The sequence below is a fragment of the Pseudarthrobacter quantipunctorum genome (assembly GCF_045291495.1).
Classification (GTDB): Bacteria; Actinomycetota; Actinomycetes; order Actinomycetales; family Micrococcaceae; genus Arthrobacter; species Arthrobacter quantipunctorum.
Genome location: NZ_CP148033.1, coordinates 4097481 through 4111309, shown reverse-complemented (window position 1 = coordinate 4111309; position 13829 = coordinate 4097481). Strand labels below are relative to the sequence as shown.

General features: G+C 64.4%; 9 protein-coding genes. 5 read left to right on the top strand and 4 right to left on the bottom strand.

Annotation, left to right across the window (positions count from 1 at the left end; translation table 11 throughout):
* Nucleotides 1–6: 6 nt before the first annotated feature.
* From WHH00_RS18735 to WHH00_RS18725, 3 genes are read right to left on the bottom strand one after another with little or no spacing between them, the layout of a single operon-like run.
* Nucleotides 7–1524 (bottom strand): O-antigen ligase family protein, encoded by a 1518-nt coding sequence (locus WHH00_RS18735; protein WP_406635154.1) that lies wholly within the window; start codon nucleotides 1522–1524, stop codon nucleotides 7–9.
* 50 nt (nucleotides 1525–1574) lie between these two features.
* The gene (locus WHH00_RS18730; RefSeq protein ID WP_406635152.1) at nucleotides 1575–2600 is read right to left on the bottom strand and encodes an aminoglycoside phosphotransferase family protein; all 1026 of its coding nucleotides are present in this window, start codon (nucleotides 2598–2600) and stop codon (nucleotides 1575–1577) included.
* A complete protein-coding gene (locus WHH00_RS18725; protein WP_406635150.1) occupies nucleotides 2597–4381 on the bottom strand; it encodes a hypothetical protein in 1785 nt (594 codons plus the stop codon). Before WHH00_RS18725 ends, WHH00_RS18730 begins: the two co-directional genes overlap by 4 nt.
* 652 nt (nucleotides 4382–5033) lie before the next feature.
* Between WHH00_RS18725 and WHH00_RS18720 the strand changes: the two genes are divergently transcribed.
* The 5 genes from WHH00_RS18720 (at nucleotide 5034) to WHH00_RS18700 (ending at nucleotide 12507) form a co-directional block, all read left to right on the top strand.
* Nucleotides 5034–7724, top strand: coding sequence for a LuxR C-terminal-related transcriptional regulator (locus tag WHH00_RS18720; protein ID WP_406635148.1), 2691 nt, complete (start codon nucleotides 5034–5036; stop codon nucleotides 7722–7724).
* Between the two features lie 188 nt (nucleotides 7725–7912).
* On the top strand, nucleotides 7913–9469 hold the full coding sequence (locus WHH00_RS18715) for a sugar transferase (RefSeq protein ID WP_406638691.1): 1557 nt from the start codon (nucleotides 7913–7915) through the stop codon (nucleotides 9467–9469).
* Nucleotides 9470–9483: 14 nt separating this feature from the next.
* Nucleotides 9484–10629, top strand: a complete 1146-nt coding sequence (locus tag WHH00_RS18710) for a Gfo/Idh/MocA family protein (protein ID WP_406635146.1) — start codon at nucleotides 9484–9486, stop codon at nucleotides 10627–10629.
* A gap of 85 nt (nucleotides 10630–10714) precedes the next feature.
* Entirely contained in the window at nucleotides 10715–11845 is a 1131-nt protein-coding gene (locus WHH00_RS18705; RefSeq protein ID WP_231454240.1) for a DegT/DnrJ/EryC1/StrS aminotransferase family protein, read from the top strand.
* Nucleotides 11842–12507, top strand: a complete 666-nt coding sequence (locus WHH00_RS18700; RefSeq protein WP_406635144.1) for a NeuD/PglB/VioB family sugar acetyltransferase — start codon at nucleotides 11842–11844, stop codon at nucleotides 12505–12507. The genes WHH00_RS18705 and WHH00_RS18700 overlap by 4 nt, the downstream gene beginning before the upstream one ends.
* Here the strand turns inward: WHH00_RS18700 and WHH00_RS18695 are convergent.
* Nucleotides 12504–13811: a M18 family aminopeptidase gene (locus tag WHH00_RS18695; RefSeq protein WP_406635142.1), complete on the bottom strand. Its 1308-nt coding sequence runs from the start codon at nucleotides 13809–13811 to the stop codon at nucleotides 12504–12506. The genes WHH00_RS18700 and WHH00_RS18695 overlap by 4 nt on opposite strands.
* Between the last annotated feature and the right edge of the window lie 18 nt (nucleotides 13812–13829).

The window sequence follows — 13829 nt, the reverse complement described above, 5'->3', positions numbered from 1 at the left end:
GCCCGCCTAGGCCTGCCTGGCCCGGAGGGGCCCTTCCCGCCCCAGGTCCCGTATGGACGGGGTGTCTCCCTCGAGCTGGAGGGCAGGTACGGCGTCCAGCTCCTCTTTCGCCGCCAGGTCTGAGCCGATGACCAGGCCCAGGATGATGAAATACGGCGCTGCCGAGTTGGGACTGAGCGCTACCTCATTGAAGGCGGCATTCAGGAGGAAACCGCCCAGGAGGCCCGCCGCCAAAGTCTTGTCGCGCAGGTTTTTGATCTGTAGGACGTATTTCGACAGCTGGAAGAAGAACACCAGGTACACGGCCAGTCCCACTATTCCGAGTTGACCGATCACCATGCCGAGTCCGCTCTCTGTCACGGCTGACGTTGACTCGGACCCTTCCGAAAACAGGCCGGCGAGGACTCCGGAGCTGCCCAGTCCGCGCCCGAGGGGATGCTGCGGGAACTCAACAAAGGCCGCGGTGAACCCGCCGATGTGTGCCGCTGTACTGCCTGTTGAACTGGAAACGGTAAACAAATAGAAGTTGTAGGCACCGGCAGCCAGCAGCACCAGGGCAATGAGGTGGCTGGTTCTCGATGCGTAGTAGCGGGTCCAAAATGCGAAAAACACGATCAGGCCAAGGAGTGCACCCTTACTGACGGCCAGGACCATCGCTGCCACGGTTGCGATCTGGCATAACAGCCCGCGGAGATACCAGGCAGCCATGAACACGGCGAATAGGAAGGTTCCGAAATTTACCGGGTCCGCGAAGGGGCCTGCCATCCGCCTCAGGAACTCTCCGGGAACCACCTGCTCCGAAGCAAAGAAGTTTTTAGGCAGGCCGGAGTCCTGCTGGACAGAGATTCCCTTCTTCTCCCACAGGCTCCGGAGGTCGAGGGACTGCCAGAAATCAGGCGTATTCGCTTCAATGAAGCCGAAGACAACCGCCACGAAACCCAGCATTACCAGGTAGCGGAGGTACACGGCATGCTTGGCCCAAACGCTGGCATGCAGGCCGATGAGGAGGAACAGGAAGGGGGCCACGATGTTCCTTGAGGAGGCCGCTGCCGCCACCAGATCATGCTGGAACAAAACAACGGTCGCAGCCCCGTAGAGGACAAGGATGGCCAGGCAGGTTGTCACGGCTTTGATCAGCTTCCGAAGGGCATGCCCGGAAGCTGGCTTTCGAGTCGCGATCAGGACCACATACAGCGCAACCGAGAAAAGGAAGTTCAGGATGATGGCGAACTGAAGCCGTCCGCTGTCCAGGGCACCCGCAACGGTAGTCAGATAGACGTTTTGCGTCGCTGACATGATCGTGGGAATGATCAGGAAAAACGAAATCTCGGCCTTGCGCTCAGCCAGGCGGTGAATCAGTTGCGCTATGACGGAGAAAAAGACCATTGCCGCCACTGCGGCAAGGATCGCCATCGAACCGAGGCTGGCGGCGATTGTGATGAGCACCAGCCCGCCGGCGAACAGCAGGAAAGGGATGATGTCCAGCCTGGACGAGAACTCGGAGGCCGTTTCCTTGGTATACATCTTCTCCCCAGACTGTCGAATTTGCAGGCAACTAAGCGGCTGTCACCGCCCTAGGCAGGAACCGCTGCCCAGGTGGTGACCGCATGGCGCCAGAGCCAGAAGTCGCGGTCCGCCGTCACTGCGGCCTGGACGTGGCCGGTGTCCCCGTTCTGCACGGATTGGCCGGCCAGCCGGTAGGCCATTGTTGCTGCAGACCGCGCCCACGTTGCGATCACCAGGTAGGGAAGCAGTTCCGGTTCCACGTTGCGCAGCCGAAGGTGTTGTGCCAGGGGTGCCAGGGCCCATCCACCGGGACTGAAGGCGTTCTCGAAGGCGCGGAGCTGCAGGCGGCGGGAAGACAACGCATCCTCCTGCGACTGGCCGATGTACTGCAGGTAGAAGATCAGGTCATGGGCAGGCAGGCCATCGAGGCGCGAACGTTCCCAGTCCACCACCTGGAGGCGGCCGTTCGGCTGCAGGAAGAGGTTCTGGTAGCTGAGGTCTCCGTGTTCCACGACTGCCGGAAGCTGCTCGGCGCGCATTGGCGCCAACACCTGGTGGGTGCGGTCGATCAGCCGGGCCACTTCCGTGTCAGCCGGCAACAGCGAGGCCAGCTCGGCCAAAGGGCTGGTGATGGTCCGCTGGTACCAGTCCGCATTTTCCGGCACCGACCTGGTGCACGGCAGCGCAGCGACGAAGTTCAGGCCGGCGTCCAGGGCGCGGGGGAAGTCCTGCACAACGAGGTGGGGCTCCAGCAGGCTGCCCACCACGGCAGTCTCGATCAGTATTGTCTGCCCCCCGACGTCCAGCACCCCCACAACCTCAGGAGCACCCTGTTCGGCCCCCACCCCAAGCGACTTCAGCTGGAGCAGGACATCGGATTCCTTGCGCACGCTTTCGTTGTCTCCAGGCTGGCGGGGGATCTTGACCACAAGCCGGGGAACCTGGGCGTCCGTGGAATAAATGAGGGCCACAACGTGGCGGGAGGTGACAAACTGCGGCGTCAGCAGAAGTGTGTCCCACTGGCCGGTGAGCCCGTACTTCTTGAGCTCGAGCGCCCGGTAGTTATCGCGGAGGATCTGGTCGATATATTTCACAGCGACTCCTGCCGGCCGGCTTCCAGTGACCGCCGGCCAACCACGGTGCCTTCTGCGGCGGCCACATTGAACATACCCAGGTTCAGTGCCAGCCTCCCGATTGCAGCCTTGGCTTTTCCAAAGCGTACGCCCGAATAATGCGACAGGGTATCGAGTACCGCGGTCCTCGACGCCGTGGGTACAAAACGGGCCGGCCGTTCAAGTGATGGCACATGCCAATAGACCGCCACATCATCAAAGCCTGACCGCTCCAGCGTTCGCTTCCACCCTGCGAGGGTGTGCGGGCCCGGACGGGAACCGGCTGAGCGCCGTACCTGCAGGCAGATCCAGCCACCTGGCCGAAGGGAAGCGGCAGCACCGGTAAACAGCCGTGCGTCCGGTTCAGAAAGCAGGACGACGTCGAATTCATTGTCCGGGGCGGGTCCGGAAGACGGCTCGATACGGCGGGCGGACGGGTCCAGCAGGCTGATCGCCGCCACCGCATCACTGCTGAACCGGCCGCCATAACCAAGTTTTTCGGACTGGCTTACGGGAAGCAGGAAACGCCAGTCCAGCAGCATCCACAGGTGCAGGGGGAGCGGTTCCGCGGCACCATCCACGTCCATCCCCTTGGGTGCGGCGACATTCCATAAGAGCCTGCTGGCCTTCACCCGGACCTCGGACTCTGTTTGGCTGGCATCCAGGACGTGCGCCGAGGGAATTTCCTCGGCCAGCTCCAGATACGCTTTGCGCCATTCCTCAAGCTTTTGGGGAGTGTGTTCGCCTTTTCTGGCAAACATGACCTCGCCGGGGACATCAAGCACCAGGACGAGGTCAGGGCGCGGCTGGAACCGGAGGGCCAGCGCATCCGTCAACGCGGCCAAACGGCTTTCCGTCCGCGAGCCGGGGAGGAGGACATCGAATGCGAGGCGGTCCATCAGCACCACGCGGCCCCGGAGGGAGTAGTACCTGGCGGCAAGTCCGGCCCGGAATATCCTGAAGACCTTCCTGGCCAGGAACCCGCCGCGGATCTTCTGAAGCCACCGGTCCATGGGGCTGGCGGACCACAGGCCCATGTAGACGTAGGCAGAAGGCAGGGGACAGGTGGAGCGGAGGCCGTGCAGCAGGGTGGTCTTGCCCGCGCCGTCAGGGGCCAGCACTCCGGCCACCGGCCCCCGGCCCTTGAGTTTTGGACCCAGCCGCCTCAGCACCCTGTTGGCCAAGCTGATGACCCCGGGCGGGACCCGGGTGCCCGTCCAACGGCTTTTCAGGCCAGCCGCGGTGGCAGGGATGTCATCGAAAGTTCCGGACTGCAGCAGGTTGAGGAGCTTCCCCGCTGTTCCGGCCCCGAACTTCCGGTCCAGGAACAGGGCTACTGGATTTTCCACCGTCGCCACGGCAGCTGCGGAACGGGCTGCGGGGACCTTGGCCGGAGTAATCTCACCCTTGTCCAGCACCAGGTGCAGGATGTGCAGCCAGGCCTGGTCCTGGGCTTCCGGCAGCCACAACGGCCCCACAGCCACGCGCCGCCGCAGGCAGCCGGCTGCGAGGGCAGTGCCAAGTTCCTGGAACTGCCCAAAACTGATGTCCGAAACCACGTCCAGTTTGATCCAAAGATCCTCGTCGGAGAGGTAGCGGAAGTAGAAGCGGTGGCTCCCGTGGCCCAGTGCGATGACGCGCCGGAATCCCACGCCGGCAACAAGGCGGTCCAGTCCCGGCACAAGTTCAGCGGAAACGAGCAGGTCAACATCCCCCGACGGGCGGACCAGGTCCTCCTCACCCCTCAACAGAACCCACGGCAACCCGGACTTATCGAGCTCCCGGAACACGGTAATCAGCGCCGAATTAACCTCTGGAATGGCAGGCGCATTGTTGCCGCTTGAATATTCTCTGGCAAATTCCGGCTCCGAATAAGAAACCGGAAGTTGGGGGGAACTCGGCAATTCGCTCACCACTTCTTGATAGGTTGGAATTTCGACGGCGCCTGCCCGCCGCACGCCGGCAGGCACCGCTGATCCGATGGCAGTCCCGAGAGCCTACCCCCTACCTAATGGGCTGGCACGAGTAGTGGGTACTCACATTTTTTTCGCCCCGGCTCCCCGTAGTACGTAGGTAAAGGGCATCCTGCTGCTGCCTCCACTGGGCATAGGTAGCCGGCCGGCCGCCGCGGGCATTAGGTAGGGGAGGAGGTGGACTGCGGGCGATTAGGTAGGTAGGGCTTCCGCTGCCTCCTTGAGGAAAAGCAGGGGTGATCTTGAGCCAATACTAAGTGAACTATATATGGCGCTTTGCCTAAATTCAGGGCTATATTCGCTTAACGGCTGGGAACCGTGCTGGAGGTGCGAACCGAAAGCCTGCCGACCTAATGGTTATCCATAACCGGATGGCGGCGTACAGTATTGGAACAACTACTAACGAAAGAATGTGGTCTCCTTCTTCGAGGATTGGGGACCCATGTCATTGTTAGGGCGAAACAAGGAGCTGGACAGGCTTCTTTCGGTGATCCGCGGTCCAAAGGACACGGCCCTGGCGGTGATCGGCGGCCACGGGGTTGGAAAGTCGGCCTTGCTCTCAGAGATCCCCATACTTTCCGACTACAAAACCGTGTTCCTCGGAGCAAGTGCGTTCGAATCGGACTGGCCGTTGTCCGGTGTCACTGCCCTCCTCAACGCCATGGATGATCCCGTCCTCAACAGAATCGCCGACGAGCTCCTGCGCGATACTGCCGGGGCCCTGGACGTTCCGGCCATCTCCTCAATGCTCCTCAACGGCCTGCACCAGCGCGCATCCTCCCGGACGGTCATCGTCATTGACGACGCAGACCAGCTGGATCCGAGCAGCCAGGCTGTTATCGGCTTCCTGGCCCGCCGCCTGTCCGGGACAGACATTGCCATGTTCGTCTGCCTCCGTGACGAGATGCCTGACAGCCCCTTCAGCGGCCTGTCCGTGCTGCACCTGCAAACGCTGAGCTACAGCGATACGGTGCGGATGCTTGAGGCGATCCCCGCAAGGCAAACCACGACGGCGGCTGCCCACGCAGTTGCCGCAGCTACCCGCGGAAACCCGCTTGCCGCCGTCGAACTCTACGGCCGGCTGCTGGAGCGGCAGGCGGAGGGAAAGTTCGCCCTCCCGGTTCCCCTTCCCGGCAACGGCAGCTTCGAGGCGGAATTCGCCCTGGTGGTGGGCGGCCTGACCGTGCCCGCACGGAATGTCCTGGATCTGCTGTCCCTTTCATGCCGGAGCGACATCACCACGCTGGAAAAGATCAGCAAGGACGTATGGACCGGCGTGGACGAGCTGCTCGCCTGCGGGATCGTGCACCGCACAGGCCCGCACCTTGCAATCCGGGACCAGCTGCTTCGCGGGTATGTTTTTGGTGCCATGACCCCTGCAGTCCGCACCGCCAACCATCGGGCGCTGGCGGAAGCCTGCCAGGACACTGACCCTTATGCCCGCAGGTGGCATCTGAGCTTCACCGCACTGGAACGGCAGACCCCCTTCGGCCTGCTCCGCCATGCCGTGGACCTGATCCGCGGCGGCGAACTGTCCTTCGCGGTGGAATACGTCGAACGCGCCCTGACCATAAACCCGTGGGAAGCGGAAACCGCGGCACGCCTGGCGGCAATCGCGGAACTGCTGTTCAACCGGGGTGAGTTCGTTTACGCCAGGCGCTACTTGGAGTGGGCGCAGCGGGTGACCAGGAATCCTGCCTTGATCCTCCGGCTGACGGGGCTTTCCTTCGAAATCGACTTCATCCAGGGCGGAGCAGTCCGCTCCAGCATGGTGCTGCGCCTGGTGAAGGAATTCGGCCAGCATGATCCCGGCTTCGCCGCCAACCTCCTCGCCGTCGCCGCCGTGTACTACGCGGAACGCTGGGAATTCCAGGATGCGTGCGACCTTCTCCAGTACGCCGGAAATTTCCAGGACTCGGCATCGGCTGAGTGCCTTGAGCTCATGGAACGCGCGCGGCTGCTCACGGAGTCCACCAGCGGCGACGGAGTGCAGCCCGGACGCAAGTACAGCCTTGAGGGCAGTTCCGTGGCAGGCCTCCTGATCCAGGGCCGCGCCTACAGCTACGCGGAGCGATACGACCAGGCGCAGGAGCTCTTTGCCATGGTGCGGACCTCCACACGGGACGCCCACGTGAACTGGCGGGAAACGGCCCTGTTCCTGGCTGTGGACAACGAGATCAGGGCAGGAAACGTCCGGACGGCGAGCAAGCTCATGGATGACCTTGAACTTTTTGAACCCGAGTTCAAGTACCACCGCGGCCTCCGCCACGTTTTCAGGGTTTGGCGTGCCCATGCCCTGGGGGATGAAGCCCTCGCCCACAGCTACGCGGCCGAGGCACAGCGGTTCGCCGGCGCCGAAAGCCACCCGGCCATCACTGCTCAGCTTGCTGCGTGGCAGGGCCACTTCGCACTGCTCCGGGGTGACCTTGCAGAATCCCTGGCCCAGCTCTCACGTGCCGCTGAAATTGGTACAGGTTTCACCAATCCCACGTTGCTGCGGTGCGATGCGGACCTCGTGGAGGTACTGGTCCGGCTGGGACGCCACCGGGAAGCCACCCAGGCCCTCCTCAGCCTGGAGAGCCGTTCCGTCGGACTGCGCTCACCGTGGCTGATGATGGCGGTTGCGCGCAGCCGTGCCATCCTGGCGGACGGCGAGCAGTCGCTGCAGTTGTTCGGCCAGGCCCTGGACAGCAGGAACTCGCGGGATTCGTTGCTCGAACGGGCAAGGACCATGCTGTGCTACGCAGAAAGGCTGAAGGCACTTGGCCGGCTGCGGGATGCCCGCGACGGTCTCCTGCGGGCCAAGGTCATGTTCGACGAGGTTGGCGCCAATGCGTGGATCCAGCACGTGGACGCCCTCCTGCTGGACGAACGGGTGGAGGCACCAGGCCCACAGGGAAACCCGGCCATGCTGCTACTCGCTGACCACGAACGCGTCCTGGCGAGGATGGTTGCCCGGGGTATGCGCAACAAGGAAATCGCTTCCACCCTCTTCGTCTCCGTGAGGACCGTGGAAGTGAGGCTGACAGCCATCTACCGCAAGCTCGGGGTTGAGTCACGCGCCCAGCTGACTGCCCTGGCCGCCAGCAAAGAGAAGGCAGCTCCGGAGCCGTACATCCTGCCGGTCCTTTAGCGCCAACTGCTGCTGCTGCAGCTACCCGCATTATCCACAAAATTCCTTCGCGGGACCCACAAAGGGCCCGCGCAAATCCTCCGCAGCAGGCTTTCCGTGACTAGTTTTGCTTCACGGCCAGAGCACAAGCGGACATACCGGAAGGGGTCACCATGGCAGAAGCACCCGTCACCGGACAGCGGCGTCCCATGCTTTTCGGGACCAAACGCTCAGCGCTCACCGGCGCCCTGGCAGGTGAGCGTCCTGCACTGGCGGGCGAGGGGCCGGCGTCAGCTCCCGGCTACCGGCCGGCCGTCAGCCTGGTTCCCGCTGCGCTGGGCCGCAAGGCGTCCTCCGCCGACTGGATTTCAGTCCACATCAACCTGTTGCGTGTTACCGACTCGCTGCTGATCGCCGGGGCAGTCGCTCTTGGCTACCACCGCTCCAGTCCGGGACTTCTCGACAGGACCTCAACGGCCGCGGGCATCGCGGCCAGCGTTGCGCTGGCACTGATCTGGATCGCTGCACTGGAAATCTACAAGACACGCGATCCGAAAGTCCTGGGCGTCGGCGCAGACGAATACAAGCGGGTCATATCGGCCACCTTCCGTCTCTTCGGGTTCATTGCAATTGCATCCGTCGTCTTCTCCATCGAGAGCGGCGCCACCATGTTCGCCGTTTCGTTGCCGGTGGGCATCCTCTCGCTGACCGCGAACCGCTGGCTTTTCCGCCGGCGGCTGGCGACGGAAAAGGCCAAGGGGCGGCACTTGTCCCGGGCCATCGTCGTCGGTGAGCCCGAGGATGTCCGGTACGTCGTCCAGCAGATCGAGAAGAAGTCCGGCCCCGTCTACAAGATCCTCGGCGTATGCCTTCCCGGTTCCCGCCGCGGGGCCAGGCTCCGCGTGGGCGAGCAGCTGGTGCCCGTTCTTTCTTCCACGGATGACATTGCCCGGACGGTGCGCCTCGCCCAGGCGGACTCGGTGATCATTGCCGGACCCCTCCCGGGCGGCAACAAGTTCATCCGGGAACTGGGGTGGAGGCTGGAGGAGTGCTCGGCCGAAATGGTGCTGGCAGCGACCCTTACGAACGTCGCGGGGCCCCGGATCCATTGGCGTCCGGTGGAAGGGCTTCCGCTGATGCACGTGGACATCCCCCAGTACTCCGGCGGCAAGCACATCCTCAAGCGGGTCGTGGACGTGGCGCTTGCCGGTGCCGCGCTGACGGTGCTTTCACCGCTGCTGCTGCTCCTCGCCGTCATCGTCCGGATGGACAGCCCGGGGCCCATCCTGTTCCGCCAGGACCGGATCGGCAAGGGTGGCCAGACCTTCGGCATGTACAAGTTCCGCTCCATGGTGGTCGATGCGGAGGAGCGCCAGGCCGTGCTGCACGATACCAACGAAGGCGCCGGTGTCCTGTTCAAGATGCGCAATGATCCCCGGGTCACGCGGTGCGGACGGTGGATGCGGAAGTACTCCCTGGACGAACTCCCGCAGCTCTGGAACGTTGTGCTTGGCGATATGAGCATGGTGGGACCACGCCCTCCGCTTGCCCGCGAGGTCAGCGGATACGAACGGCACACCCACCGGCGCCTCCTCATCAAGCCGGGCCTCACTGGCCTCTGGCAGATCAATGGGCGCTCGGACCTGTCCTGGGACGAAGCCGTTCGCCTGGACCTCTACTACGTCGAAAACTGGTCAATCCCAGGTGACCTGCTGATCTTGTGGCGGACTTTCCGTGCCGTCATCCAGCCTTCCGGCGCCTACTGACAAAGAGGATGAGAATGGAAGCTTTCGCTAAGGACTCCGGCCACGGCAGGGACCACGTGAACGCGGACAGGTTGCGTATCGCTGTGGTCGGCGCTGGTTCCCGGGGAGCGGGCATGGCCGAAACCCTGCAGGCCGGCCCGGACTGGGACCTGGCGGCCATTTGCGACGTGGACTCCCGCAGGGCCGCCAAGGTCTCGGAAAAACTTGGCGGTGCGCCCTGGTTCGAGGCCATCGACGAATTGCTGGACAGTGTGGAGTTGGATGCGGTGGCGATCGCGACCCCGCTCCGCGCCCTGTTCGGAACAGGAATGACTGCGCTGCGGGCGGGCAAGCACGTTCTGGTGGAACAGCCTCTGGCGGACAGCCTGGAACTCGGGCAGGAGATGGCAGCGGAGGCGGACGCCAGGGACGTTGTCCTGATGGCAAACAAGGCCCAGTGCTTTGAACCTGCTGTGCAAAAGATGCAGAAGCTGGTGGCCAGCGGGTCCCTGGGCGATATCCTCTTCGTCGAAGCGGTGCGCACCGAAAGCAACCTGTCCCGGACTGACCGGGACGTCTTCTGGGACCTTGCCCCGGACAGTCTTGCCCTCCTTGACTTTGTTTTTGCCGGGCGCCTCAACCCCCAGGGTGTTTCGGCACTCGGCGGGGACCCCCTGGGAACCGGCCGCGACTGTGTTGGCCACGTGAATTTCAGGCTTCCCAACGACGCCACGGTGCACCTGCATGTCAACAACCTGAGCCGCGTGAAGAGCAACCAGCTGGTGATCGCGGGTTCGCAGCTCGTCCTGGTGTGGGATGCCATGCTGCAAGAGGAACAACTGGGCATCTTCGACTCCGATTCATCCACCCAGCAGCGGCGGCGGTCCCCGTACTGGGCAGAGCCCGGCGCACTTCAGGTGCCGGCCGAAGACGGACCGGTGCCCGCCTTCGGCCAGGAGGCGCGGAACCGCGCGGCCGCCGAGTTTGCGCGCCGGGTGCGCGGCCAGCAGAGGGCACCGTCCACCAACACATCCGGCCTGCGGGTACTCGGCATGCTGGAGGCCGTCACCCGCAGCAGGGGCCTTGAAGGCCAGGCGTCAAGCATCCAGGTACCAGGGCCCGAGGATTACCAGCAGTACGCCGCAGGATCCTGGCTTGAAAGCGTCCTGTGGTCCAGGTGAGACGAGCTGCCCGTCTTCGTTCCGTTCCTCCTAGGAAAGATGGTGCCTCGTGGCCACCGAATCAGCTGTTGCACGCATCGAAGTAATGAAGCCCTGGCTGGGGCAGGAGGAAGCCCACGCGCTGGCCGAGGTGGTCTTCTCCGGATGCGTTACCCAGGGTCCGAAAGTCAAGGAGTTCGAGGTCGACTTCGCAGCCGCGCAGGGGGCCAGGTTCGCAGTGGCGACATCGAGCTGCACCACCGCGCTGCATCTGGCCCTCGTGGTGGCGGGAATCGGTCCCGGTGACGATGTGGTCGTGCCTTCCCTGTCCTATATCGCCACGGCCAACGCCGTGACGTACGTCGGAGCACGCCCCGTCTTCTGCGACGTGGATCCTGCCACCGGCAACGTGACCGCGGAGACCATCCACGCCGCCCTGACCTTGGACACCCGGGCGGTGATAGTGGTGGACCAGGGCGGAGTGCCCGTGGACCTGGACCCCATCCGTGATCTTTGTGACCGCCACGAAATCACGGTCATCGAGGACGCAGCCTGTGCAGTGGGCTCGCAGTACAAGGGCAAGCCGGTGGGCGCCGGCGCCCACATCACCGTGTGGTCCTTTCATCCCAACCACATCCTGACTACCGGCGAAGGCGGCATGCTCACAACCCGCCGGGCAGACTGGGCAGCCCGCGCCCGCGCCCTGCGGGAACATTCAAGCAGCCTGGCAGCCCTCAACCGGGAGGAACTGTTCCTCTCCCCCCGCGAGGTCTGCCTTGAAGTTGGCTTCGACTACCGCATGACCGACCTGCAGGCCGCCGTCGGAATCATCCAACTGCGACGGCTGCCGCAGATGGTGGAACGGCGGCGGAACATCGCGAACATGTACGTGGAGGCCCTCAAAAGCCTCAAAGGACTGAGGATCGTGTCCGATCCGCCCTACGGCACCACGAACTACCAGTCCCTGTGGCTGGAAGTCCTCCCGGGATTCCCCATGACCCGCGAAGCGCTGCTGGAAAGGCTGGCCGAGGCCGGCATCACCGCGCGGCGCGGGGCATACGCCGCGCACCGCCAGCCGGCCTACCGCTGGCGCGACAACGGCAACGCCAGGCTGCAGTCCACGGAGCGGCTCAGCGACCGCACCCTGGTCCTCCCTGTCTTCCACGAGATCGACTCGTCCAGCATCAACCGCGTCATCAATGCCATCCGGAACGCAGCGCACCCGGTGGGCACGTGAGTGAGCTGATCCTTATTTCAGTGAGCGGCCTTGCCCGTGAAGTCCTGGCGATGGTGCGAAGCAGTGGCCAGTACGACGTCGTTGGGCTGCTGGACGACGACAAGGAAATGGCAGGGGTCACCGTTGACGGCGCACCTGTCCTGGGGACCATCGATGATGCCGCCAACTACACCCACGCATTCCTGCTGGTGTGCCTGGCGTCCGGGAAGGCACGGGAGGCCGTGGTGGACCGGCTCACGTCCCTGGGCATCCATGAATCGCGGTATGCAACAGCCGTGGATCCCTCGGTCCAGTACCCCGAGGGCTGCCGGATCGGGCGGGGCAGCATCCTGTTGCGCAACGTCACCCTGACAGCCGCCGTCACCCTGGGCTCGCATGTGGTGGCAATGCCCTCGGTGACCTTCACCCACGACGACGACGTGGCGGACTTTGCGACGTTCGGCGCGGGCGTGTCCTTGGGCGGCGGCGTCCGGATAGGCAAGGCTGCCTACCTCGGCATGAATTCGAGTGTCCGGGACAGGACGTCGGTGGGTGACTATGCCACGGTGGGCATGGGTGCTGCCGTCCTCAGTAACGTGCCGGCCGGAGAAACGTGGGTTGGAGTCCCCGCCCACGAAATCGACCAGCACCTGTTCGCCTTCGGAAAGGAACCGTCCCGCTAGGCGGCAGTGCGGAAGAACAGCTCGGCCACCGCGGCCAGCCGCCAGGGATCCTCCACGCCGCACAACTCCCGCGCGGAATGCATGGAGAGCAGCGGAACACCAACGTCCACCGTCCGGATTCCCAGGCGGGTGGCAGTCAGCGGACCGATGGTGGAGCCGCACGGAATCGCGTTGTTGGACACGAACTCCTGGTAAGGCACGCCGGCATCAGAGCACAACCGGGCCCACAGGGCCGCGCCGGGGGCGTCAGTGGCGTACCGCTGGTTCGCATTGATCTTCAGGAGCGGGCCGCCGTTCAGCACCGGATGGTTGGCGGGGTCGTGCCGCTCCGCGTAGTTGGGGTGCACGGCGTGGCCTGCGTCGGCAGAAACACAGAACGACGCCGCCAGCGCCTGCCGCCGCTGGCTCACCGTGGCGCCGAGGCCGTCAGAGATCCGCACCAGGACATCCTCGAGGATGGGCCCGCAGGCACCCGAGCGTGAGTTGGAGCCGATCTCCTCGTGGTCGAACGCCGCCAGGACGGCGATCGGGCTGCCAGGGCCGGACACAGCACCGGACGCGTGCGCGATCAACGCCACCAGCCCCGCATAAGTCGAGGACAGGTTGTCCAGGCGCCCGGAAGCAAAAAACTCGCTGTTGCCCCCGAAAACCGAAGGGGCCTGCGTGTCCGCAATGACGACGTCGTACCCGCCAATGCGGGCAGGGTCCACGGAAGCGTCGGAAACGTGGGAGGCCAGCACGGCCAGCAGGTCGGCGTCGGCAGGATTGCCGAGTCCCCACACCGGATTCATGTGGCGCTGCTTGTCCAGGGTCAGGCCGTCGTTGACTGCGCGGTCCAGGTGGATGGCAAGCTGCGGGAAACGGAGCATTGGCCCGGTGGCGGTCAGGTGCTCGGTGCCGTCCAGCATGACCAGGCGGCCGGCCAGCTGCAGTTCCCGGTCAAGCCAGGAGTTCAGCAGCGGCCCGCCGTAGACCTCCACACCGGCCTGGAGCCAGCCGTGGGCGCCCGTGGTGGGCTTGGGCTTGAGCTTGAAGGTGGGCGAATCGGTATGCGCGCCCAGGATGTTGAAGCCCGTGGCCGGCTCTGCCCCTTCGGGAACGACCCACGCGATCAGCGCCCCGTCCCGGATGATGAAGAACCGGCCCGGCCCGCCTTCCCAGGGCTGCAGTTCGTCCAGGCGCACAAAGCCCGCGCCTTCCAGTCGCCGGCCTGCTTCGTGCACGGCGTGGAAGCTCGACGGCGACGCGCTGACGTAGGCGCCAAGGTCCTGGATGTGGTCTGCGGCGGAGGCAAGGGAAGGCATGGTCTCGAGTCTAGACGG

What these genes read in the sequence shown, in the direction of transcription:
- WHH00_RS18735 (WP_406635154.1), bottom strand. Translation starts at nt 1,524, where the DNA reads ATGTATACCAAGGAAACGGCCTCCGAGTTCTCGTCCAGGCTGGACATC.
- WHH00_RS18720 (WP_406635148.1), top strand. Translation starts at nt 5,034, where the DNA reads ATGTCATTGTTAGGGCGAAACAAGGAGCTGGACAGGCTTCTTTCGGTG.
- WHH00_RS18715 (WP_406638691.1), top strand. Translation starts at nt 7,913, where the DNA reads ATGCTTTTCGGGACCAAACGCTCAGCGCTCACCGGCGCCCTGGCAGGT.
- WHH00_RS18710 (WP_406635146.1), top strand. Translation starts at nt 9,484, where the DNA reads ATGGAAGCTTTCGCTAAGGACTCCGGCCACGGCAGGGACCACGTGAAC.
- WHH00_RS18705 (WP_231454240.1), top strand. Translation starts at nt 10,715, where the DNA reads ATGAAGCCCTGGCTGGGGCAGGAGGAAGCCCACGCGCTGGCCGAGGTG.
- WHH00_RS18695 (WP_406635142.1), bottom strand. Translation starts at nt 13,811, where the DNA reads ATGCCTTCCCTTGCCTCCGCCGCAGACCACATCCAGGACCTTGGCGCC.